The sequence below is a fragment of the Streptomyces lunalinharesii genome, assembly GCF_039532155.1.
Classification (GTDB): domain Bacteria; phylum Actinomycetota; class Actinomycetes; order Streptomycetales; family Streptomycetaceae; genus Streptomyces; species Streptomyces lunalinharesii.
The window spans coordinates 231,626-253,226 of sequence record NZ_BAAARK010000009.1; the positions used below are offsets into that span (position 1 = coordinate 231,626).

The following is a 21,601-nucleotide window of genomic DNA, read 5'->3' on the forward strand; positions in this document are numbered from 1 at the left end:
GGCGTCGTAGTGGGTCGGGGGCGCCGTCCCTCGCTCCTCGCTACGGCGCGCACGTCTGTGTGACGGTGGGTTCGCCGGCGGCGCGACGGACCGTGACGCGGAGGGTGCGCAGGCTGGTTCGGTCCTGGGTGCTGGCAACGTCGGCTGCGGTGCACACGAGTTGGCGCAGGGCGGTGCGCGCTTGCCATCCGGACGGTGCGAACACCGTCAGTTCGCCGGGCTTGTGCGCGGTGACGACGGGGATCGGGGCGTGGGGTGGCACGTAGCTGACGAGGCCGCGGACGCGTTCGGCGGCATCGGGGCCGGCGGCGAGTTGCCGCAGCGCGACGTCGAGCGCGTCGGGCCCCTGGTAGGGGCGTGAGACCCGTTCGAGTCCTTGGGCCGAGTAGAAGTAGATGTGCGTGGCGCCGGTGCTGTTGGACGCGGGAATCTGGAGTCCCGTGGCCGGGGAGCCGGCCGGGGTCGGTGCGGTGTCGGTGATCGAGCATCCGGTCAGCAGCAGCGTCAGGAGCAGGACGGGGCCGAAGGTCGGCAGGCCGAGTCGATGTCGTCTCATGCGGGGTCGCGCGGCAGGGTGAGGGTGAAGACCGCTCCTCCTTCCGGCGCGTTGGCGGCCGTGAGGGTACCGAGGTGCAGTCGGGCGTTCTCCGCGGCGATGGCCAGGCCCAGTCCGCTGCCTTCGCTGCGGGTACGGGCCGCGTCGCCCTTGGTGAAGCGGTCGAAGACGTGGGGGAGGACGTCGGGCGGAATGCCCGGGCCGTCGTCGGCGACGGTGACGACGAGGTGGTCGGCGTCGGCCCGGGCCCGGATGCCTACCCGTGCCTGCGGCCCGCCGTGGCGCAGGGCGTTGCCGGTGAGATTGGCCAGGACGACGTCGATGCGGCGGGGGTCGAGACGGGTGCGCAGCCCGTGCGGTACGTCGACGGCCACGCGGTCCTGCCAGTGACGCAGTGTCAGGGTCTTGCCGACCAGTTCCCCGAAGCCGATCTCGTCGAGGGCCAGTTGTGCGGCGCCGGCATCGAACCGGGAGATCTCCATGAGGTCTTCGACCATGGACGTGAGTTTGCGCGTCTCGTCGGCGACCAGGGTGAAGGCTTCGGAGGTTTCGGGGCCGAGGTGGCCGGAGGCGCCGTCATGGTCGAGGATGCCGGTCACCGCAGTCATCGCGGCCAGCGGGGTGCGCAGCTCGTGGGAGACGTCGGCGGCGAACCGGCGTGCCTTGGCCTCCATGGCCTTCAGGGCGGTGGCGTCGGCTTGCAGGGTGGCGGCCATGGTGTTGAAGGTGCGCCCCAGGTCGGCGAGTTCGTCATGGCCGGTGACCTCGATGCGGGTGTCGAGAGCGCCGTCGGTCATGCTCTCGGCTGCCGTGTGCAGTTGCCGGACCGGGCGCAGGACGCGGCGGGCGGCCAACAGGGCGGGGACCACCGAGGCGAACACCACAGGCAGCGCGCCGGCTCGGGCGGCGGCGAGCAGGGAGGTGACGTCCTGCTGTTCGGAGGCGAGGGAGAAGGTCGCGTAGACGATCAGACCGGAGGGCTGGTCGGAGCGGCTCTCGGCGGTGACGGGCAACGCGACCGCGAGCCAGGGCTGTTCACCCTGGTGGAAGCGTTGCGCCAAGGTGGTGGTGGCCGAAGCGGCGCTGGCGCGCAGGCCGGCGGGGAGGTCGGGCGCGGGGCTGTGCGCGGTGGTCAGCGGACCGTTGCGGTACGTGGCCGCGGTGCGCCAGTCACGTGAGCCGCCGGCACGGTCGAGTTGCAGCGTCAGGGTGCGCAGGTCCGCCTCGGCGGGCCGGGCGGGCAGGTCCGGTGCCAGGGAGTCGACCTGGGCGCGCAGGTCGTGCACCGCGTTGTCCTGTGCGCGTTGGAGGATCGCGGTGCGTGCCTGGTGGTAGGTGAGCGCGGCGGCGGTCAGGGCGCTGAGGGCGGAGACCAGGACGAAGGCGGCGACCAGTCGGGGGCGCAGCCCGCGCGGGACGATGCGGCTTTTCACAGCGGCCCGAAGCGGTAGCCGAAGCCCCGCACGGTCTGCACGTAGCGCGGGTTTCGCGGGTCGTCCTCGGTCTTGGCCCGCAGCCGCATGACGCAGGCGTCCACCAGCCGGACGTCCGCGTAGTAGCTGTGCTCCCACACCTGTTCCAGGAGTTGCTGACGGCTGAAGGTCTGGTCGGGGGAGGCGGACAGGAACAGCAGGAGTTTGATCTCTGAGGGGGCGAGGGCCAGGTCCGCACCGCGTTTGCGCACCCGCAGGGCGGCTCGGTCGATCTCCAGGTCCCCGTACGTGACCCGCTCCGGTTCGGCGGTGTCGGGCTGGGAGGGGGCGAGGCGGCGCAGCACCGCGCGCATGCGGGCCTCGATGACCTCGTCGCTGGCGGGTTTGACGATGTAGTCGTCGGCGCCGACCTCCAGCCCCACGACCACGTCGACGTCGTCACTGCGTGCGGAGAGGATCACGAGGGGCACCTGGCTGGTCTGGCGGATGCGACGGCACACCTCCAGGCCGCTCATGCCGGGCAGCATCAGGTCGAGCAGGACGATGTCCGGTGTGTTGGCGGCGAGCGCCTCCAGGCCCTCCTCTCCCGTGCCGACCGCTTCGGTCTCGTGGCCGCGGCGGCGCAGCCCCAGCGTGACGCCACGGCGGACGGCCGGGTCGTCCTCGATCAGCAGGACGTGTGTCATCAGGCGGTCCCTTTCTCCTTCTGTTGCGCATCGGACTCGCGGGTCGTCCCGGCCACCGCCGAGGGCGGAGTGCGGCGAGCGCCGGCGGGCCGGAACGACCTGTCGGCTCAGCGGTCAGGGCCCGTGTCCACGGGGGCGGCCGCGCCGCTGTCGTCGCACCGGACGGGCCACGCACTCTCCGCGATGCCCGACTCGTGGATCCGCACGATCACGTCCGACGGCTTCGTGTTCCCGGGGATTCCCGGTGCGGCAGCGGCCGTGCACACCAGTTGGTTGACCGCGACCCTGCCCAGCTCCGAAACCAACCACGGCAGATCCACGTCAACCGCTCCCGGTGTGGCCCGGGCTCTCACCTTGTGCGCGCTGGCTGGCAACGCCGTGACCAGTCCGCGTGCCCGTTCCGAAGGCGTGGGGCCGGCGACGAGGGCGTCGAGTGCTGCCTGCGGCCCGGCCCCGGGCGATGCCTGGCGGGCGACGGGCCAGGTGCCGTGAGGGGTGAGGAAGTACAGCCGAAGAAGACCTTCTCCTGCTGGGGCTTGCTCGCCGCGCGCCGGCGCGCCGGCGGCGACCGGCCCGGTGTCGGTCACCGCGCAGCCGGCAAGCGCCCCGGTGGCGAGCAGCAGGGCGAGCGCCGAAGCGGGCCGCCACGGTCGGCGCCCCGGATCTCGCCTCGCGCGCAGGCCGCTCCTCTTGCTCGACATTCGACCATTTTGCCTCACTATCGGAATGTTCCTGTCTCTCGACCGGATCACGGGTTCGTCAGCCGGTCCAGGTCCACCGTCCCGGCTCCCAGGCGCGGCTGCGGTACGGCCGCCCACACCCCTGTCGCCACGACGGCCGCCGCAACCAGCGCCACCAGCCCGCGGCGCCCAACGGCCCATCGGGCGCGGAACCGCACCGGGTCCTCGACGAGAATCTTCGAGACCACGGCAGCGACGATCGACACCCCGATCAGCACGACGGTACGAGGCCACCCGCCGAACCCCAGGACCGACGGCGGCAGCAGCAGGTACACCGGCCAGTGCCACAGGTACAGGCTGTAGGAGATCTCGCCCAACTTCCGCGGCGCCGCACTGCCCAGCACCCGTCCCGTGGGCCCGTGAGGCACGGCGGCCACCAGCGCGATCAGCACGGCAGCGGCCAGCGAGTGGAGGAACATCCCACCCTGGAACAGGCCGGGAGCCTTTTGCCCATCGGTCACGGCCCACGACACGAGCAACCCGCAGACCAGCAGCGCGCTCAGCACCTCCGCCACCGGCCGCCGGATGCGGGCGGCGAACTCCCTGGCCGGAGCGGTCGCGGCAGCAGCGCCCAGCAGCAGGGCGAACGCCCGGGTGTCGGTGCCCTCGTACGCACGCGTCGTGTCCACCAGCCCACCGAAATGGATCATCAACGCCAGCGAGGCGAGGGCGCCCGTCAAAGCCACGGCCAGCACGCCCCACCGCCGTCCTCGGCCGCGTGCGACGCATGCCACCACCAGCGGCCAGACCAGGTAGAACTGCCACTCCACGGCGATGCTCCACAGATGCGAGAACAAGCGTGAGTCGGCGGCGTTCCAATAGCCGACCTGCTCGGCGATGAAGTGCCAGTTCACTGCCTGTGCCGCGGCCCACGGGGCGTCGTCGAGCGCGAAGCCGAGCCGGGCGGGCGGGCCGAACCCCCAGGCCAGGAGCAGGGTGACGACGCCCATCACGACCAGCGCCGGCAGCAGGCGGCGGGCCCTGCGTCCCCAGAAGGCCGCCACGTCCAGCCGCCCCCGCTTCCCCACCTCGCCCAACAGCAGGCCGGTGATCAAGAAGCCCGACAGGACGAAGAACAGGTCCACGCCGAGGAAACCACCCCGCACGTGGCCGGCGTGGAAGAGCAGCACGGCCGCCACCGCGAGGCCCCGCAGGCCGTCGAGCGGGGCGAGGTGAACACGGCCGGCAGCGCGCCGGGCAACGGAGGGCCGGCCGGAGCCGGCGGCCAGGTCATGAAGAGCCATCGGAGTCCTCGGACGGACCGCCGCTCACCACCACGGTGCCGGCGGTCCGCCGTACGTAAAGAGAGGGGGAGGGGAAGGGAGGGGGCCGCCGCGGCGTCCTCAGCTGCAGCCCAGCTTGGCGAACCGCTGGTCCGACACCCACGAGCCCTTGGCCCACTGGTCCGGCGCGGCGGGGGTGAAGCCGTAGGTCTTGCCGAGCTGCTCGGTGAACCACTTGGCGAAGGCGGCCGATCCCTGCTGGCACGAGTGGATGCCGTCGGTCGACCGCTGGGCCTTCGCGGCGCTGCTGTCGGTGCCCCACAGGGCGGAGGCGTCGAGGAAGCGCACCTTGCCGCCGCTGTTGCGGGCCGCCTCTTCGGCCGCCTTCGGCGCACTCTTGATCGCGCCCTCGTACTTCTTGTAGAAGTCGTCCACCTTGTACGGCGGCGCGGAGACGATGACGAGTTCGGCGCCGGCGTCCTGGGCGGCCTTCGCGAGCTTCTCGTACGAGGCGCGCTGCTGCTGGCGGGTGCCCCAGTCGTAGGTGGTGACCTGGTAGGCGATCACGTTCGGGTGGAAGGAGGAGATCGCCCGGTTGAGGCCCTGCCACGTCGACTCGGCGATCGGCGCGGTCATCTTGTCCCCCTCGACGACGGTGCCGCCACCGTCGGAGGACAGGTTCTCGAACTCCACGCCGCTCGCCTTCAACGCCGCGCCCAGCGGCGGCGCCTCGGCACCCGCGATGGAGTCGCCCAACCACAAGACCCTCTTGCCCGTTTCGTGCTTCGCGGAGGTGGAGGGGGCCGTCGAGACACCCGAGACGTCAGCGTTGCCGCACCCGGTGAGGGCACCACCGACGCCCACCGTGCCCAGAAGGACGGCTGCCACGACGGCAGGGCGACGGCGACGGAGCGGGGAGGTCGAACCACGGAGGTTGGTGTTGGTCTGCATGCGTCAAGCAGACCAGCGGAAACACGCACTTCCCGCGTTGTCATCCGTTCCTCACACAACGCGAGACCGGCCGCCACATCCCTCGACGGGCTGAAAGAAGTCCTCGTCCGCCCGGTGGGAGGCGGGTCTGACGCCGTCGGGACCGTGGTTCGGGGTGTGGAGCGTCGGCGCGGGGCATGCCAGGCGAGCCACCAGGCATCCGCCCCGGTTCACCAGGAGACGGCGCGGCGTCGACGCTTCGGATCGGCGAGGACGGCCGCGCCGTAGCCCGTGTCGTCGGGGTTGAGGTCGACGCCGGGCGCCACGACGCGGTCGATGCGGTCGAGTACGGCGGGTTCCAGGACGATGTCCGCGGCGCTCAGCTGGTCGTGCAGGTGGTCGGCGGTGCGCGGGCCGATGATCGCCGCGGTGACCGCGGGGTGGGTGGTGACGAACGCCAGCGCCAGTTGGATCAGCGTCAGGCCGGCGTCGTCGGCGATGGCGGCGAGTTCGGTGGCGGCGTCGAGCTTGGCCTGGTTGCCGGGGACGTCCAGGTCGTAGTGGGAGAGCGTGGTGCGGAAGGGCATCGTCCGCGTGCGGTGGCTGGACAGGTCGGCCGCGCCCCGGCGCCAGCGGCCGGACAGCCAGCCCCCTGCCAGCGGGCTCCAGGCAAGGACCCCCATCCGGTGTGCCTCGCAGGTGGGCAGCACGTCGGTCTCCACGCCCCGGGCCAGGAGGGAGTACGGGGGCTGTTCGCAGACGAAGCGTTCCCGTTGCCGTCGCTCGGCGGTCCACTGCGCCTGCACGATGGCCGAAGGGGAGAAGGTCGAGGAACCCGCGTAGCGGATCTTGCCGGCGCGGACGAGGTCGGACAGCGCGCCCAGGGTCTCGTCGAGGTCGGTGGCGGGATCGGGGCGGTGCACCTGGTAGAGGTCGATGTGGTCGGTCCCCAGGCGGCGCAGGCTGTCCTCGCAGGCCCGGACGATCCAACGCCGCGAGGCACCGCGTTCGTTCGGGCCGGGGCCCATCGGGCTGGACACCTTGGTTGCCAGGACGACCTCGTCGCGTCGGTGGGCGATGGCCTTGCCGACGATGACCTCGGACTCGCCGTTCCCGTACACGTCGGCGGTGTCGATGATGTTGACGCCGGCGTCGAGCGCGGTGCGGATGATGGCGATCGCATCGTCGTGGTCGGGGTTTCCCCACGGCCCGAACATCATCGCGCCCAGGCACAGCGAGCTGACCTGGACTCCGGTACTTCCCAGCGTGCGGTACTGCATGGCGTGGGCGGCCCTTCCGTGGACGCGGCGGTGCGCGGGAACGGCCGGCAGTCACCTGCTACCGTCCCAGTAGCGGAGTCGGCTCCGCTTGATGTCGCAGGCTAGACGGAGCCGACTCCGCTTGGCAAGCAGAGAGAGGACTGCGCATGACCGATCCGTCTGTCCGGCCGACCCGGGCCGACGCGCGAGCCAACGAGGACAGGTTGCTCGCCGCGGCCGCCCAAGCCTTCGCCCGGGACGGCGCCGCCGCGACCCTGAAGCAGATCGCAAAGGACGCGGGCGTCGGGATCGGCACCCTGTACCGGCGCTTCCCGACCCGTGAGCAGCTCGTCGACGCCACCTACCGCTATGAGACCTCGCGTCTCGCCGCCCGGACTTCGGCCCTGCTCGGCGAGCTACCCGCCGACCAGGCCCTGCGGTCATGGATGTCCGAGGTGTTGGACTACCTTGCCGCCAAACACGGCATGGCCGACACGCTCAAGTCCCTCCTGCAGAGCGACGAACAACTGGGCTCACAGACACGCGAGCAACTGACCGACGCGGTCGAGGAGTTCCGCCGCGCCGGCATCACCCAGGGAGTGATCAGGCAGGACCTGCCCTCCCGCGACATCCTCACGGGCCTGGCCGGCGTCACCCTCGCAGCCGGGGCCGGCCATCAGCGCGAGCAGGCCGAGCGGCTGCTCGACCTGCTGATGGACGGCATCACCCGCTCCCACGGATGGCGCGCGGGCAGGGAGCGGCCCGTGCCGTGATCGTGTCCGCACAGTCACTCCCGAACCGCGTGCCACCACCTGCCGTTCCCCTCAGTGCCTGTCCCAGCCTCGCTTCGGCCGCGCCTTCGCTTCCCCTACCGCAACGCCTCCTCTTCCAGAGACGGCTCCGGCCACTTCCCACGGTCGCCAACGCAGCGTGAACTTCCTTTGTACGGCCGGCTATTCGGGGAACGGGCCGCGGACGGAGACGCCTCCGTCCAGGACGATCTGCTGGCCGGTGACGTAGCGTGCCTCGTCCGAGGCCAGGTAGACGGCCGCAGCGGCCATCTCCTCCGACGTGCCGTAGCGGCCCGCCGGAATCTCCGGGACCCGGTCGCCGGCGGGGTTGGCGTTGTTGACTGCGGTGCTGATCGCTCCACCTGCGACGATGTTCATCCGGATGCCGTCGGCTGCGTACTCGGCCGCAACGGTGCGCGCCAGGCTGTAGAGGCCGGCCTTCGCCGCGCCGTATCCGGCCTGCTTCGGCGCGGCCATGAACCCGGTGACCGAGCCGATGCTGACGATGTTCCCGCCCGTTTCCTGCTCCAGGAACAGGCGGAGTACGCGCCGTACGGCGCGAGCCACGTAGCGCAGGTTCAGGTCGTAGACGGTCTCCCAGTCCTCGTCGTTCATCTCGTGGAGCTTGACCGCGGGCACGAACGCCACCTGCCCGCCGACCACCGTGACCAGGATGTCCAGACCGCCGAGTCGTTCCGCCGCGCCGGCGATCATGTCGTCGAGCTGTTCACGTGAGCGGACGTCGCCGCTCATCGCATGGGCGGTGTGTCCGGCCGTCCGCAACTCCGCCGCCGCCTCCGTTGCCCGCGCGGCGTCCACGTCAGCCACCACCACTGCCGCCCCGGCGGCGGCGTAGGCGCGGACGATGGCGCGACCGATCCCCGTCCCGCCACCACCGATCACCAGAGCTCTCCTGCCGTCGAGTCTGCTCGCCCCGGTCATGAACCCTCCCTCGTCGTCGAGTTGGCCAAGGCTAGACGCGACGATGGCCTGAGGAGGACGGGGCCCTCGCTCTCCGTGGAGTCGTGGCCTGCGTGCAGCGGGCCCGACCGGCACGTGATCGGCCTGCCTGGCCTTTCCCGGCGGGCGTTGACACGCGCATGCCGGCGCGCGCCGAGGTGGCCTGGCCGGGGCCCGGGCCACCTTGGACCGATGGGATCAGGCGGGCTGCGGGGCGGGCGTCGCCGGAGCGGCCGCGACCTTGCGGGTCTCGCGCATCATCAGCAGGCCGTTGACCACCATCAGCGTTGCGGTGAGGCCGTGGATGCCGAGCGCGGTGGCCACGGAGCCGTGATGGGCCAGCACGGTTGTCATGTCGCCGTACGCGGCGAGGGCCTCCACCAGCAGCACCCAACTCAGCGCCCGGCGTTGGCCCGTCACCAGCAGGATGCCCAGGACCAGGGCCAGGACGACGTCACGGACTCCCTTGATGATCAGGAAGCCGCCGCCGTCGCCGGACGGCCAACTCGGCAGGCCGAAGCCAGGCGCCGTCGTCGCGGGGCTCAGGACGAACTCCGTCCCGAACCAGAGGATGAAGAGGACGAAGACGGCGGCCAGGACGGTATTGAACTTCTTCAGCGCCATTGTTCTTCTCCTTGCGAGTCGTCGTGAGCTTGATAGGGCTCGGTGAGCCGCGTGGGGGCTGGGCAGGCCGCACGGACGCGGCTGACGAGGGCGAGTCGGGTGAGCCTGGGAGGGTTGGCTGTTGGCCGCCAGGTGGTCGCCCGGGCGGTTGAGCCCGTCGGCTCAGGTGAGGGCGGCGACCAGCAGGGCGAAGGCGGCGATGAGGATGGCGACGCGGACGTAGTGGAGGCGCTCCCAGCGGTTGAGCTGTTGCTTCCAGTCGGCGGGCCGGTTGTCGGGGGTCCAGGTCTTGTTCCGGTTGTTGATCGGGACGAGCAGCAGGACCGACATGATCACGCTGATGATCAGCAGCGCGCCGGCGGCGACGACGAGGCCGGTGCCGTGGTGGTGCCACCTGGCGACAGCCCAGATGCCGGTGAGGACGAGCGAGCCGATGTACCAGAACGGCATCACGGCGCCGAGCATCCGGCCCCCATGGGCGTGGCCGAGCTGGCGGCTGTCCTCCGGGAGCGCGTTGAGGATCCGGTTGATGACGAAGGCGACGGAGAACTCCACCCCCACCAGCACCCCGACGACCACGGTGGTGACGACCTCAAGTGCGTTGAGCATGATGCCCCTCCTGGGATCTAGCGCCGCTAGGTGATGAGGCGACGCTAGACCTACTGCCGCTCTAATGTCTAGCGGTGCTAGGGTCGAATCATGTCGGTACAGGAACGCAAGGAACGCGAACGGGCGGTGCGCGAGCGCCTCATCGTGGCGACGGCCCGTGAACTCGCCGAGCAGCAGGGCTGGGACGCGGTCACCACCCGCCGGCTCGCCGAGCGCATCGAGTACAGCCAGCCCGTCCTCTACAGTCACTTCCGCGGCAAGCGCGAGATCATCGGCGCCGTAGCCCTCCAGGGCGCCACCGAGATGGCCGCGGCGGTGCGGGCCGCGACCGCCGCCGTGGACGGCCCGCGCGAGCGGGTCGCCGCCCTCGCCCGCGCCTACCTCGACTTCGCCGCACGCAACCCGGCGGTCTACGACGCCATCTTCCAGCTCGACGGCGGTCTGGCGTATGCACAGGAGGACACCCCGGAACCCCTCAAGGACGCCTTCGCCGCGCTGCTGGAGTGCCTCGGCGAGGTCGCCGGGGACGGAGTCGCCCCGGGGCTGTTCACCGAGACGTTCTGGGCGTGCCTGCACGGCCTCGCGACCCTGACCCGCGCGGGACGGCTGCCCCCGGAGTACATCGAGCCGAGGGTGGAACTGCTGGTGGACCGGCTCGCCGTGGTCTGACGCACTGTCCTGGCGAGCACGGATCCGGGGGCCTCGGGCCCGGCCGCCGCCCGCCTGCGGCATTGCTTCCGGCCACGCGCGCCCACGCGGCGCAGCCCCAGGCCGCCGGGCCCCGTACCCCGGACGAGCACCCGCCCCGGACGCCCTGACGCCGTGTCATTCGCCGGTGTCCTCGTCGTCCTCGTTGCGGTGGACGGTCACCGGGTCACGCAATGGGCGCAGGCCCTCGGGTGGCGGGCGGGCGGCGCGCGTCGGAAAGCTCCGTGTTGGAAAGACACGCGTGGGAAAGGCACGCGTGGGAGAGAAACCCGTGCCGAGCATGACGGCTTCCGCTGTTGCTACGTCGGCGGCGGCTTGATCGGCTCGATGATCGGTGCGCCGTCCTTGTCGGTCATGAAGTCGCGGTGGACCGGCTTCTTGTCCGTCGGCTCGGGGAGGTTCGGGCACGCGATGCCGTCGCCGTCCCGGTCGAGTCCGTTGGGGTCGAGTGCGTCCGCGCGCAGCACCGCTTGCGCATCGGCCTGGGTCTTGAACGTGTCGCAGTTGACCACGTGCCCCTTGTGGACATAGGGAGCGACGCCGAACGCATGCTCCGGGGGTTCGTTGCCGCCGCACGCGGTCAGCGTGATCGCCGCGATCACGCTGACCGCCGCAATGGAGGCACGACGACCCGGTCGTAGCCGGTGATCCGGGCCCTTGTGGATGTTGCGCGGCTGGTTTGGCATCGTCCTAGGCCGATCCTGGTCGAAACACCGCGACCGTTCCGTTCACCGTATCGACCGCATACACCTTCGCCGTAGTGTTGTTCGCGGCCAACGCGCCGAACTGGTGAGGCGTGCCGAGTGGAGTTTGCGTCAGCAGCGTGCTGCCGTCGACAATCCCGACCCCGCCTGGCGCGTCGCCCTGTTGTGCGACGAAGATCCTGTTGAGGTTATTCAGCACGGTGACCTGGTGCGCGGAGTTCCCGCGGGCAGTTGACGATCCGCAGACCCATGCCTGCCCCGTGACCGTCGTCCCGACGATTCGGTCGATGCGGCCCCCACTACCGGTGCAGTTCGATCCACCGTTCAAGTAGACATAGACCGACCCTGCCGCTGAGTTGTAGGCCGCGGAGATGGCCGTGTTGGACGATGCCGCCAGGTCGTTGATCGGTGTTGAACTGCCGTCGCTGGGGTTGATGACGATCGTTGTCGCGACGGTTTTCCACGGGCCTGAGGGCTTCTCCGGGTCCCGAACGCACCTCTTGGCAAGGAGGTAGACCCGGTTGCGGCCGGGATCGACAGCGATGCTGCCACGAGCGGTCTGTGCAACGAGGACGTCCCCGGTATCGGTGCCGCAGGCCGACTTCGTCGGGAACTTCGCTACGACGGTCGCGACGTGGTCCTGCGAAGAGATGCTGACGAGGCCGATGCTGGCAGCGAGGCTCGTGCCGGTGCCGAGATTAGCCTTCGCGAGGTACACGGCGTGGTGCACGGGGTCGAAGGAGAAGTCCATGCCGCTGCCTGCGCTCACGACTCCCGCAGCGGGCAGTGGGATCGGCGTCGCCGACGTGTTGCCGGCGGCGATGTAGGCGACCTCCGAACTGCCTACGGAACCGCCGCCGACATAGACGTCGCCGTTCTCAGGGGAGACGGCCAGGCCGGCGACCGTCGTCGTATAGCCGCTGACGTGGGTCACTTGATTGGCGTGGGTCGTGTCGATGATCGCGACGCCGCCCGTACCCCCGACGTAGACCTGGCCCGTGCCAGGGTTGACCGCGATGCGGGTCGGGCTCGTCACAGCGCTGGAAACGTTGACCGGAGGACCGACCGGCTCGTCGGTCTTGCCGTCGATCACGGTCACGTCGTTGCTACCGCTGGCCACGACGTACACACGATTGGCCTTCGCATCGACCGCGAGGTCGGTCGGATTCGTGCCAACCTGGATTGTGTCCGCTCCGCGCTCCATCGGCGTGGAGGCGTCATGCAGCGCGAACGACGACTTTTCGCCTCGACCGCACTTGTTTTCCTCGCCGACCGCCACCGCGTTGTAGACCGGTTCGCCGGCCAGCAGTCCGTCGTCTTTCAGATCATCGACTGTCCCGTAGTGCCCGTGCCGTGCGCAGTAGGACTCTTCCGCTGTGCGCAGGGTAGCCGCGTCCGCGGCGATCGCGTTCTTGCGGCCCTTGTCGCCGATGCCCCTGACGGAGAACACCACGATGGCGGCAAGGATGCCAAGGATCACGATGACCACGAGCAACTCGATGAGCGTGAAGCCGTCCTGGCGTCTGGCGCGCAAGGAGAACAGGCGATGGTCCGATGTCATGGCAGTCGGGGCTTCCTTCGATCGATGGGTCACGTTCAGCCCGAGCACACGCGCTAGCCCTTGCCGCGTCACGGTGTTCCCCGACGTACGGGCTTGCGGTCCTTTGGTCCCGGCAGGTCCGGGCACGCGACCCCGTTCCCATCGTCGTCAAGGTGATTCGGGTCGGCCGGCCCGAAGCGCAGGACGGCTTGCGCGTCCGCTTGGCTCGCGAAGTCCGAGCAGTCGTAGGCGTCAGTGCCGTAGCGCAGGAAGTAGCGAGCGTCGAAGGCCCGCTTCGGTTGCGGGCAGAGCGCGCTGCGAGTGTCGCCAGGACCGCACTTGAAGTGCTGTGCGATGCCGGCAACCGGTTTGGTGTCGCGCGGTTCCGGCAACCCACGACACGCGACGCCGCCGCCGTCATCAAGGTGATTCGGATCGCTGGGGTTGGCCCGCAGCACCGCCTGGGCATCCGCCTGACTGGCGAAGTTGTCGCACTCGAAGGCGTCCCCGTGGACGGCGTATTCCTTTGCATGAAAAACCTTGTTGTGCGGGCAGAGCGCGGTGCGCTGGGTGCCCGGAGTGCACCACTCGGGGTCGGACCTCTGCGCTGGGGCGGCCTCATCTGACCCACCGCGCCCAAGCACCACAACGACCACCGTCACCGCGGCTAGCGCGAGAAACAGCACACCCCACCGGATCGCGCGCGAGCGCGACAGTCTGCTCAACCGTGCCATATCACGCTTCTGTCCATCGTGCTCCCAGCCCCTCCCTTACGTCCTGAAGTGGGCCGACGGGACTCGCCCGCCGGCCCACCACAGGATGGCTGCGTGCATTACATACAGAGCAAGCATGGTTGTCAATCATTGACTACTGGGTGGCCGAGTGAGCACCATCTAGCGTGTGAGGCACCGTCATGCCGGAAAACCACGCAGATGCCTGGGAGTTCGCGGACATCTGCCTACTTCCGCCAGCAGGGTGCCCGTGCGGCAGCCGCCGCCAACCGGATCGACGAGGAGTAGGAGTAGCAGAATGCGAAGAAGGTCCAGACGCACTGGGAGTGCCCGGAACTCCGGCAGCACCGCGATGCGCCGAGTGCGGAACGCGTTCGCGGTGGGCGCCCTCGCCACCGCGCTGATCGCCGCCGTGACACCGACGGCATTCGCCACGACGGGTTCGCAGGTCGCCATCGCGAACAACATGTATCCCGCGGTGAAGGACATGAAGGGAACGATCGAGTCGCTCGGGTCGTTCACGGCGTTCACGGCGAATGCCGGATCGCAGATCGGCGGGTTCTGGAACAAGCCGGCGATCGATACGTCGACGATGCGGGGGATCACGTCGGGAAGCCTGCGTCAGCAGCTGAAGAGCGCCGGCCCCTACACCACGTGCGATCCGTCTACGTCGAACAACTGCGTCAACGGGCCGTTGCACATCGACGCGTTCCTGTCGGCGGACGAAGCCAACGTGGACGCGGTGATCCCGACCGCGGATGGAGGGACGTGCACGGCGAGCGGGAGCGTCGAGTGCAACGGCGCGATCGCAAGCAAGAAGTCTGTGGCAATCGGGCACCTGGCGATCTACAGCTGTAGCGGCAACTGGGCGGGCGCGACGCACGGTGATGACCCGTCCAACGCCGGGAGTCCGCCGCTGGCGTTGGGCGCGGACGCCAACGGCAGCGGTAACGGCAAGTCGCAGTCGCCTCGGTGTGATGCGTCGCCGGTCGCCGGCGGCGCGCCCACGACGATGTCGGGGGTGGTGAGCTGGCTTGCGACGAGCGGGCACCGGATCGCGGTCGCCGACCCGGCTTCCGCGCCGTTCGGTGCGGCGTCCAAGCAGGCGTTGATACAGAACGGGTTCTCCTGGACCACCAGCGGGGCGGGTCAGAACGTGTTCACCGGAAGCGCGTGCGACAGCGCGGGTGCGGCGTGCAAGGTACGCCTGGAATCAGGGATCAGCCAGGTGCGGGGCGCGGTGACGGCGAATGCCGGCGGGAACACCCAGCTGGGTCTTGTCGCGAAGTCGAACATCATGCACGTGAGCTGGACGTCGAGTTCGCTGAACGGCACCACGGGCAATGACCCCAACACGTGGACCGACGTTGATCCGAGCGCGTACTCCGACTACGGAGACATCCAGCAGTTCGGCGTCGCCCTGAACGGCGGGAGCGCCGGCGCAGAGGCTGCCTGGGAAGACCTGTTCACCACCAAGTGGGACGACAACGCCATCAAGACGACCCTCGCCGCCTACGGCTACTAGGCGATCCGGAGCACTGGGCAACGGACCATCGGCCAGGCGCGAACATCGCCCGCCGACGGTCCCGGCTCGCCGATGCTCGTCGGCGGTCCCACTGGCAGTCGGCGGTAGGACCGCCGAAGTGTGCATCCCGCGGCAAGCCGGACAACGCACATTGCGTACGCCGCAGAAGTTGCCAACGTCGACTCACCGAGTTGTCAACTGCTGACCACTGGAGCACCCTCTCGGCACCTCGACACGCAAGGCACCACCAAGCGGGTCATCGTGTAGACGCCTGGGCATGCCGAGACATTTGCCTACTCCTGCCAGCAGGTTCCCCACGCGGCAGCCACCAACCGGAAGTCGGTTCACGCCACGCCATCCCGCCATGAATGCCGGCCGGATCGGCAACGACCGGCACAGCACTGACGCACTTCGGCAGTGGTACCGCCGAAGTGCGTCACCAACTCCCATTCGTCAGGCCCTGAGGAGGGGCCTCACCCATGAACAGATCACCACGTCGCCACCGCACGCCGGACGGCCGCTCAGTTGCGGTCACGCACGGCCGGTCACGCCGAGCTCCGACGCTCGTCCTTGCGGCAGCGACCGTCCTGTTGGTCAGCAGCCCGGCCTCGGCGGCCGCCGCCCACCGGACCAGCTTCGGCACCGCGGCGAACCTCGACGACAACGGGCGCGGCAGCTCCGCCGTCGCGATCGGCGATCTCAACAACGACGGGATACCGGACCTCGTGACGGCGATCCGTACCGAGGGCCTCGGCGTGTTCCTCGGCTTGGGCGGCGGCCGCTTCGGCCCCGTGACGAAGTACGCGGCGCCACGCCAGATGTCGAGCTCCTTTATCCGCTCGGCGGTGATCCGGGATGTCAACGGCGACGGCCACCTGGACGTCATCAGCCAGGACGGGCGCGGCAATGTCGCCCTGGTCTGGCGCGGCGACGGCTCCGGCGCTCTCGGCGCCGGAGCGGCGGTGCAGCTCAACCCGAAGCCCGGGTGCGACACCACGGGCGACAACCCGTGTGTCGCGCGCTTCCCGAATGACGTCGCGGTGGGCGACTTTGACGAGGACGGCAAGCCGGATCTCGCGACGTCCAACACGAACACGAACAACGTCTCGGTAGTGCTCGGCAACGGCGACGGCACGTTCGGCGCCGCTACGCAGTTCGGACTGGCCGACGGCACCGGCCCACAGAGCATCGCGGCCGCCGATCTCAACCGCGATGGCCATCTGGATCTCATCACGTCGAACTCGTCGACCGGCACGCTTTCCGTGCTGCGGGGCGACGGACACGGGGGCTTCGGCACGGCGTCGAGCGTCTCGGCCGGTGTGGCACTGCCGTCCAAGCTCAAGCTCGCCGACGTCAACAGGGATGGCAAGCCGGACGCCGTCATCGTGGCACCCGGCTCGCCGGGACGCGTCGCCGTCTTGCTCGGCGACGGCGCGGGCGGGTTCAGTACTGCGCGCGTCCTGTCGGCGGGGAAGAACCTCAGCTCCGCTTCGGTGTCCGACCTGAATGGCGATGGCCACGCCGACCTGGTCGTTTCCAGCACCGGTTCGGACGAGGTCATGGTGCTTCAGGGCGACGGCACCGGCGCGTTCGGCAGCCCGCTCGCGTTCGGGCTCAACGGCGGTAGCAATCCGCAGGACACAGCGGTAGCCGACCTCGACGGCGACCGGCGTCCTGATGTCGCCACGGCCAACAGCAACAGCTCGGCGACGTTCGTCAACGACGAGTCGGTGCTGCTCAACACGACGAAGCGGCGGCCGACGGCAAGACGCTGACGGCGGCGGTCGTGACCGGGCCGACGCACGGCACCCTGGCCGGCGGCTCCTGCGAGACCCTCGTTGAGGTGCCGTGGCCGACGATCCGTTTCCGGCGGCTGCCTATGAGGCGCTGACGTGCCTCGCGGGCTCGGCGATGGCGACGACGCGATCGCCGAGCCCGCCTCGCTGGCACACGCGCATCGTTGAGCACTGTCCACGGCTGCCGGGTGTGGTGCCGGACGCGTAGGTGAAGGCTGCTGCGGTGGCGCCGGGGTGTCGTCTGTCGTGGTCGTTGCCGGCCGGTACGGGCCGGATCGAGTCGTGGCACGCGCGCCGCGGTGACGTGGCTGCCGAGGGGAGGACGATCACAAGCGCGACGTCAGCAGGTCTTGACGGTTGGCCGCGTCGAGTCGATGTCGACGGCGTCGAGAAGCCCGCGCGCGGCGCGGACGTGTTCCAGTCGCCACGCGTAGATTGCGCGGCTGAGGGAGTCGCCGTCGTGCTCCTTGGCGCGCAGCGACTCCTCGATCTCGTCGATGACGACCCGTTGCCGCTCGACCAGGCGAGCCGGGCTGGCCTCACGACGCTGGAGCAGCAGAAGCTTGGTCGTGAGGTCGGCGCGGACGTCGCGTAGGTGGGCCACGGGTTCGCTGAGCCACCGGCTGACGGCCGTCTTCGCCGAGCGGGTGGCGGCATAGATCACGCGCTGCGGTCCGCGGTCGCTCTCCTCGGGGCCGATCGGCGTGATCAGTCCGCGCTCGACCAGCCGCGTGATCGAGCGGTAGACCATGGGGCGCGAGATGTACCAGAACTCACCGATTTCCGCGCCCTCTGCCGTGAGGGCTGCGATGGCGAAGCCGTGGCTGGGTCGTTCAGCCACGAGCGCAAGTACAATCCACTCAGCCAGTGGCAGATCAGGTCGTTCCATGGTAACTACCGTAGCGCTCGTCGGTGGTGTTTGCGATGTCGATCGAGCCTGGGGCCGGAAAGGCTGAAATAGGAACCGGATACCAGGGGGACGGACCGGTCGGTCCGGCCGGCGGACGCGCGAGGGAACAGTCTGCGGTGCCCCTGCGGATCGCGGCGCCGTAGGCCCCAGAAGTACTGTTGCGGTTCCGCAGGTGGCAGGTAGCCCGTGGCCCGTAGCCGGAAACCGGTAGTCGGAAACCGGCCCCCGACCGACGTCTGGCCTAGGTGTTTGTGGTCAGTGGCGGACCGTTGTGAGCGGCGCACCCATCGCGTACAGGTCACCCAGGCTCTCGTACCAGTGGACGACGGGAGCGCCGACGAGGATGGCGGCGATGGCGCCGGCGGCGAGGAACGCACCGTAGGGGAGGCGGGTACTGCGGGTCGCTCGCCCCGTCGCTATGAGCGCGATGCCCACCAGCAACCCGGCGAAGCTGCCGGCCAGCAGCGCGAAGACGAGGTACCACGGACCGAGCCAGCCCAGCCCGGTGCCGAGCAATCCGGCCAGGCGCACGTCGCCGAACCCGAGCCAGGCCGGCCGCACCCAGTGCAGGGCGAAGAAGACAGCGAATGCGCCCACTCCGCATGCCGCAGTCACGCCGAGCCGATGCCACTGTCCTGTGGTCGCCGCGGCCACGAGCAGACAGGCGGCGGTGAGCCCGAGAGTCGGGTAGATCAGCCGCCGAGGGAGCAGGAACTGCTCGGCGTCGCAGGCGGCCAGGGCCAACAGCCCTGCGGTGAAGACCAGTTGGGCCGGTAGCGCTTCCGACCAGCCGAAGCGCAGTGCCTCGGCGACGAACAGGATCGCGGTGAGCGCTTCGATCAGCGGGTAGCGCGCGGGAATGGGAACCCGGCAGGCACGGCAGCGTCGGCCCAGCAGCAGCCAGGACGCGATGGGGATGTTGTCCCGGGGCGCGATCGGCGTGGTGCATTGCGGGCAGGCAGAGCGGGGCCGCACGACCGAGCGGCCGGCCGGCACCCGGGAGACGGCGACGTTGAGGAACGACCCCACCGCGAGCCCCAACAGACCGATGATCACGACAAGTGTGGGTGGCATGGGCGCAAGGGTGCCGCACCGTGCTTGCCCGTCGCTACTGCCACGATGCAAATGCTCCAGACCAGTGCTCCAGGCATCTGCGACCCTCGCCGCGACCGGCCTCACCCTTCGCAAGGCGGCCCAGGCGGCCGGCAGTTCCGGCGATGCCGCAGGCCGCCGACCGCGGTTCGCCAGGCGGCGCTTCCGAAGCCGCCTGGCCAACTCGACCGTCCGGCGACCGCTGGCCGGCGACATCCGGTGAGGACTTCCCCCGTGTCAGGTGCAGGGGTTTGACTGGCCGCTCGGGAGCGTGGCCTTCGGCGCGATGTCGTACGTGTTGCCCTTCGGATTGACGTCGTACCAGGTGGAAGCGTTGGACAGGAACCCGCCGCTCACCAGTTCGGCCATGGTGCCGTACACGCCGCGATTGTCACCGGCGAAGTACGCCTCCTCCGCGGTCTGGATCGTGGACTTGTCGGTCTTGCACGCCGAACCCTGGCCCTTGTCGTTGATGCCGCGGACGGAGAAGACGACGATGGCGGACAGGATGCCGAGGATCACGATGACCACGAGAAGCTCGATGAGCGTGAAGCCGGCTTCCGCCGTCTCGTTCGGTGCACGCATTCGCTGGCGCAACTTGCCTTGCAGGTACGTGAGCATCCTTCTCCCTCTACGGTGACCGGTGCAAGCAAAATCGAGCGATAGTAACAGCCTGACTATTCAGCAGTAGACTACGTAGCGAGTGGTGGACCCACAAGGACTGACCCCGGCGGTCGACGCGGGTGACAGCGTGGTGGCCTGATGTAGTATCCGGCTGACTAATCAGCGGCTGACAACACTGTGAGTGCACTCGCGTTGAGCGATCCGCGTTGTGCTGGATGCGCGAAAGGGCGTGGATTCCTTGGCGAATCGCCGACTTCTCCGGCGCCGCGCGGCGTCGACCGGCCCCGAGGGCGAGGGCAGCACCCTGCCCGAGGGAACGCAGGGTCCGGCGCCGTCTCCGGCCGCAACGGACGAACCGGCCCGGGACGCGATGTCCGGCGCGGCGCAGTCGTCGCCCGCAGGGCAGAAGCGGCCGCGCATCGGGGAACTGCTGGTGCAGCGCGGGCTGCTCACCCCGGCGCAGGTGGACGAGGCGCTGCTCCAGCAGTCGGCGTCGGGCAGGCGACTGGGCGCCCTGCTGGTCGAACTCGGCATGGTCGACGAGCGGTCACTGATCGAGGCGCTGTCGGTTCAACTCGGCGTCCCGGTCGCCGACCTGCGCCAGAGCGAACCGGATCCCGAGGCGGCCGCCCGGGTGTCGGAGGCGCTGGCCCGCTCGCTGGGCGTGGTCGCGGTGCGGTGGGCCGAAGGCACGCTGCTGATCGCGGCGGGCGACCCGGCTGACCCGCGGGTGCTCGACGAGGTCGGCCGGGCCGTCACGCCGGATCGGGTGGAGTTGGCGATCGCGGCTCCCTCGGACATCCGGCGCTCGATCGACGGCGCCTACCGGGCGTTGGCCGGCGTCAGCAGCCTGGTCGAGGCCTTCGAGGCGACCGAGACCGGCCGCAACGCCAACTCCGGTGCCAGGGTGGTGAGCGAGGACGCACCGGTCGTGCACCTGGTCAACCTCATGCTGACCCAGGGCCTGCGCGACCGGGCCTCGGACATCCACATCGAACCGCACGCCGACCGGGTCCGGGTCCGGAACCGCATCGACGGCGCGCTGCACGACGTGCTCAGCCTGCCGGAGAACATGGGCCCGTCCCTGGTCAGCCGGATCAAGATCATGGCCAACATGAACATCGTCGACCGGCGGCGCCCGCAAGACGGGCAGATCGCCACCGAGATCGACGGCAGGTCGGTCGACATCCGGGTGGCGACCAGCCCCACCATCTGGGGCGAGAAGGCGGTGCTGCGGCTGCTCGACAGCAACCGCACACTGTTCCGGCTGGGCGAACTCGGCATGCCCCCCGCGACCTACGAACGGTTCTCGTCCCTGCTGCGCTCCCCGTACGGCATGGTGGCTTGCGGCGGACCCACCGGCAGCGGCAAGACGACCACCCTGTACGCCACGCTCGGTGAGCTGAACCAGAGCGAGCGCAACATCACCACCATCGAGGACCCGGTGGAGTACGTGTTCCCGTCGATCAACCAGATCCAGATCAACGACCAGGCGGGCATCTCGTTCGCGACCGGGCTGCGCTCGATCCTGCGGCAGGACCCCGACGTGATCCTGGTCGGCGAGATCCGAGACGCCGAGACGGCGCGGATCGCGGTCGAGTCCGCTCTCACCGGCCACTTCGTACTGTCGTCCATCCACGCCGCCGACGCCTGCTCCGCGCTGCACAGGTTCGTCGACATGGGCATCGAGCCGTTCCTGATCACCTCCACCGTCGCCGGCGTGGTCAGCCAGCGACTGGTGCGGCGGATCTGCGATCACTGCCGCGAGCCCTACCAACCGGGGGTGGACGAACTGGCCTTCTTCGCGAAGGCCGGCGGGTCGACCGACACCGCGTTCTGGCAGGGCCGGGGCTGCAACTTCTGTTCCCGGACCGGCTACCAGGAGCGGATCGGCGTCTTCGAACTGCTGGTGGTGAGCGACGCGGTCAAGCGGCTGCTCGTCGAGAAGGCGCCGATCGACAGCCTGCGCAAGGCCGCCCGCGAGCAGCACATGGACAGCCTCCTGGACGGCGGCGTCCGTCTGGTGGAGGAGGGGACCACGACCATCGCCGAGATCATGTCCAGCGTGTACGTGGTCTAGCAGAAGCGCCCCTGGTGCCCGGCTCGCTGGATGCGGCACCCCAACACTGACGACGCGAACCTCTGACACCGGAAACCGGG

21 protein-coding genes are annotated in these 21,601 nt (G+C 69.7%); 5 read left to right on the forward strand and 16 right to left on the reverse strand.

What is annotated here, in order from left to right; translation table 11 throughout:
* Positions 1–40 precede the first annotated feature (40 nt).
* From ABD385_RS17065 to ABD385_RS17095, 7 genes are all read right to left on the reverse strand, one after another.
* The gene (locus ABD385_RS17065; RefSeq protein WP_344576558.1) at positions 41–556 is read right to left on the reverse strand and encodes a hypothetical protein; all 516 of its coding nucleotides are present in this window, start codon (positions 554–556) and stop codon (positions 41–43) included.
* Positions 553–1,989: an ATP-binding protein gene (locus ABD385_RS17070; protein ID WP_344576559.1), complete on the reverse strand. Its 1,437-nt coding sequence runs from the start codon at positions 1,987–1,989 to the stop codon at positions 553–555. Before ABD385_RS17070 ends, ABD385_RS17065 begins: the two co-directional genes overlap by 4 nt.
* Complete coding sequence (locus ABD385_RS17075; RefSeq protein WP_344576561.1) at positions 1,986–2,675, reverse strand: response regulator; 690 nt, start codon at positions 2,673–2,675, stop codon at positions 1,986–1,988. The genes ABD385_RS17070 and ABD385_RS17075 overlap by 4 nt, the downstream gene beginning before the upstream one ends.
* 107 nt (positions 2,676–2,782) lie before the next feature.
* Positions 2,783–3,376, reverse strand: coding sequence for a GerMN domain-containing protein (locus tag ABD385_RS17080; RefSeq protein ID WP_344576562.1), 594 nt, complete (start codon positions 3,374–3,376; stop codon positions 2,783–2,785).
* 47 nt (positions 3,377–3,423) lie between these two features.
* Positions 3,424–4,659: an acyltransferase family protein gene (locus ABD385_RS17085; protein ID WP_344576563.1), complete on the reverse strand. Its 1,236-nt coding sequence runs from the start codon at positions 4,657–4,659 to the stop codon at positions 3,424–3,426.
* Between the two features lie 99 nt (positions 4,660–4,758).
* A complete protein-coding gene (locus tag ABD385_RS17090; protein ID WP_344576565.1) occupies positions 4,759–5,526 on the reverse strand; it encodes an SGNH/GDSL hydrolase family protein in 768 nt (255 codons plus the stop codon).
* A gap of 272 nt (positions 5,527–5,798) precedes the next feature.
* Positions 5,799–6,848, reverse strand: a complete 1,050-nt coding sequence (locus ABD385_RS17095; RefSeq protein ID WP_344576566.1) for an aldo/keto reductase — start codon at positions 6,846–6,848, stop codon at positions 5,799–5,801.
* 146 nt (positions 6,849–6,994) lie between these two features.
* Between ABD385_RS17095 and ABD385_RS17100 the strand changes: the two genes are divergently transcribed.
* The gene (locus ABD385_RS17100; protein WP_344576568.1) at positions 6,995–7,600 is read left to right on the forward strand and encodes a TetR/AcrR family transcriptional regulator; all 606 of its coding nucleotides are present in this window, start codon (positions 6,995–6,997) and stop codon (positions 7,598–7,600) included.
* A gap of 180 nt (positions 7,601–7,780) precedes the next feature.
* Here ABD385_RS17100 and ABD385_RS17105 read toward each other — a convergent pair whose 3' ends face one another.
* From ABD385_RS17105 to ABD385_RS17115, 3 genes are all read right to left on the reverse strand, one after another.
* Positions 7,781–8,560, reverse strand: a complete 780-nt coding sequence (locus ABD385_RS17105; protein WP_344576569.1) for an SDR family NAD(P)-dependent oxidoreductase — start codon at positions 8,558–8,560, stop codon at positions 7,781–7,783.
* Positions 8,561–8,776: 216 nt separating this feature from the next.
* Positions 8,777–9,202, reverse strand: coding sequence for a DUF4267 domain-containing protein (locus ABD385_RS17110; RefSeq protein ID WP_344576570.1), 426 nt, complete (start codon positions 9,200–9,202; stop codon positions 8,777–8,779).
* 162 nt (positions 9,203–9,364) lie between these two features.
* Positions 9,365–9,811: an anthrone oxygenase family protein gene (locus ABD385_RS17115; protein ID WP_344576571.1), complete on the reverse strand. Its 447-nt coding sequence runs from the start codon at positions 9,809–9,811 to the stop codon at positions 9,365–9,367.
* 90 nt (positions 9,812–9,901) lie between these two features.
* Between ABD385_RS17115 and ABD385_RS17120 the strand changes: the two genes are divergently transcribed.
* The gene (locus ABD385_RS17120; RefSeq protein WP_344576572.1) at positions 9,902–10,480 is read left to right on the forward strand and encodes a TetR/AcrR family transcriptional regulator; all 579 of its coding nucleotides are present in this window, start codon (positions 9,902–9,904) and stop codon (positions 10,478–10,480) included.
* A gap of 338 nt (positions 10,481–10,818) precedes the next feature.
* Here ABD385_RS17120 and ABD385_RS17125 read toward each other — a convergent pair whose 3' ends face one another.
* From ABD385_RS17125 to ABD385_RS17135, 3 genes are all read right to left on the reverse strand, one after another.
* Positions 10,819–11,205: an excalibur calcium-binding domain-containing protein gene (locus ABD385_RS17125; RefSeq protein ID WP_344576574.1), complete on the reverse strand. Its 387-nt coding sequence runs from the start codon at positions 11,203–11,205 to the stop codon at positions 10,819–10,821.
* 4 nt (positions 11,206–11,209) lie between these two features.
* Positions 11,210–12,784, reverse strand: a complete 1,575-nt coding sequence (locus tag ABD385_RS17130; RefSeq protein ID WP_344576575.1) for a prepilin-type N-terminal cleavage/methylation domain-containing protein — start codon at positions 12,782–12,784, stop codon at positions 11,210–11,212.
* A gap of 68 nt (positions 12,785–12,852) precedes the next feature.
* A complete protein-coding gene (locus ABD385_RS17135) occupies positions 12,853–13,497 on the reverse strand; it encodes a hypothetical protein (RefSeq protein WP_344576576.1) in 645 nt (214 codons plus the stop codon).
* Positions 13,498–13,846: 349 nt separating this feature from the next.
* Between ABD385_RS17135 and ABD385_RS17140 the strand changes: the two genes are divergently transcribed.
* Together ABD385_RS17140 and ABD385_RS17145 are read left to right on the forward strand one after the other, a co-directional pair.
* Positions 13,847–15,019 (forward strand): type 2 periplasmic-binding domain-containing protein, encoded by a 1,173-nt coding sequence (locus ABD385_RS17140; RefSeq protein ID WP_344576577.1) that lies wholly within the window; start codon positions 13,847–13,849, stop codon positions 15,017–15,019.
* 479 nt (positions 15,020–15,498) lie between these two features.
* Positions 15,499–16,794, forward strand: coding sequence for an FG-GAP repeat domain-containing protein (locus ABD385_RS17145; protein ID WP_344576580.1), 1,296 nt, complete (start codon positions 15,499–15,501; stop codon positions 16,792–16,794).
* A gap of 361 nt (positions 16,795–17,155) precedes the next feature.
* On the opposite strand, the gene ABD385_RS17150 is transcribed toward ABD385_RS17145, so the two are convergent.
* The 3 genes from ABD385_RS17150 to ABD385_RS17160 all read right to left on the reverse strand — a co-directional run bounded on the left by ABD385_RS17150 (position 17,156) and on the right by ABD385_RS17160 (position 19,438).
* On the reverse strand, positions 17,156–17,704 hold the full coding sequence (locus ABD385_RS17150) for a PadR family transcriptional regulator (protein WP_344576582.1): 549 nt from the start codon (positions 17,702–17,704) through the stop codon (positions 17,156–17,158).
* A 276-nt stretch (positions 17,705–17,980) separates the two neighbouring features.
* Positions 17,981–18,799: a prepilin peptidase gene (locus ABD385_RS17155; protein ID WP_344576583.1), complete on the reverse strand. Its 819-nt coding sequence runs from the start codon at positions 18,797–18,799 to the stop codon at positions 17,981–17,983.
* Between the two features lie 255 nt (positions 18,800–19,054).
* Positions 19,055–19,438, reverse strand: coding sequence for a competence type IV pilus major pilin ComGC (locus ABD385_RS17160; protein ID WP_344576585.1), 384 nt, complete (start codon positions 19,436–19,438; stop codon positions 19,055–19,057).
* A gap of 241 nt (positions 19,439–19,679) precedes the next feature.
* Between ABD385_RS17160 and ABD385_RS17165 the strand changes: the two genes are divergently transcribed.
* Positions 19,680–21,521, forward strand: a complete 1,842-nt coding sequence (locus ABD385_RS17165) for a GspE/PulE family protein (protein ID WP_344576588.1) — start codon at positions 19,680–19,682, stop codon at positions 21,519–21,521.
* Positions 21,522–21,601: the final 80 nt, after the last annotated feature.

Excerpts from the sequence above, each read along its gene's own strand:
- ABD385_RS17105 (WP_344576569.1), bottom strand. The coding sequence starts at position 8,560 with ATGACCGGGGCGAGCAGACTCGACGGCAGGAGAGCTCTGGTGATCGGT.
- ABD385_RS17095 (WP_344576566.1), bottom strand. The coding sequence starts at position 6,848 with ATGCAGTACCGCACGCTGGGAAGTACCGGAGTCCAGGTCAGCTCGCTG.
- ABD385_RS17110 (WP_344576570.1), bottom strand. The coding sequence starts at position 9,202 with ATGGCGCTGAAGAAGTTCAATACCGTCCTGGCCGCCGTCTTCGTCCTC.
- ABD385_RS17065 (WP_344576558.1), bottom strand. The coding sequence starts at position 556 with ATGAGACGACATCGACTCGGCCTGCCGACCTTCGGCCCCGTCCTGCTC.
- ABD385_RS17140 (WP_344576577.1), top strand. The coding sequence starts at position 13,847 with ATGCGCCGAGTGCGGAACGCGTTCGCGGTGGGCGCCCTCGCCACCGCG.
- ABD385_RS17160 (WP_344576585.1), bottom strand. The coding sequence starts at position 19,438 with ATGCTCACGTACCTGCAAGGCAAGTTGCGCCAGCGAATGCGTGCACCG.
- ABD385_RS17145 (WP_344576580.1), top strand. The coding sequence starts at position 15,499 with ATGAACAGATCACCACGTCGCCACCGCACGCCGGACGGCCGCTCAGTT.
- ABD385_RS17075 (WP_344576561.1), bottom strand. The coding sequence starts at position 2,675 with ATGACACACGTCCTGCTGATCGAGGACGACCCGGCCGTCCGCCGTGGC.
- ABD385_RS17115 (WP_344576571.1), bottom strand. The coding sequence starts at position 9,811 with ATGCTCAACGCACTTGAGGTCGTCACCACCGTGGTCGTCGGGGTGCTG.
- ABD385_RS17135 (WP_344576576.1), bottom strand. The coding sequence starts at position 13,497 with ATGGCACGGTTGAGCAGACTGTCGCGCTCGCGCGCGATCCGGTGGGGT.
- ABD385_RS17120 (WP_344576572.1), top strand. The coding sequence starts at position 9,902 with ATGTCGGTACAGGAACGCAAGGAACGCGAACGGGCGGTGCGCGAGCGC.
- ABD385_RS17155 (WP_344576583.1), bottom strand. The coding sequence starts at position 18,799 with ATGCCACCCACACTTGTCGTGATCATCGGTCTGTTGGGGCTCGCGGTG.
- ABD385_RS17150 (WP_344576582.1), bottom strand. The coding sequence starts at position 17,704 with ATGGAACGACCTGATCTGCCACTGGCTGAGTGGATTGTACTTGCGCTC.
- ABD385_RS17100 (WP_344576568.1), top strand. The coding sequence starts at position 6,995 with ATGACCGATCCGTCTGTCCGGCCGACCCGGGCCGACGCGCGAGCCAAC.
- ABD385_RS17085 (WP_344576563.1), bottom strand. The coding sequence starts at position 4,659 with ATGGCTCTTCATGACCTGGCCGCCGGCTCCGGCCGGCCCTCCGTTGCC.
- ABD385_RS17130 (WP_344576575.1), bottom strand. The coding sequence starts at position 12,784 with ATGACATCGGACCATCGCCTGTTCTCCTTGCGCGCCAGACGCCAGGAC.
- ABD385_RS17080 (WP_344576562.1), bottom strand. The coding sequence starts at position 3,376 with ATGTCGAGCAAGAGGAGCGGCCTGCGCGCGAGGCGAGATCCGGGGCGC.
- ABD385_RS17125 (WP_344576574.1), bottom strand. The coding sequence starts at position 11,205 with ATGCCAAACCAGCCGCGCAACATCCACAAGGGCCCGGATCACCGGCTA.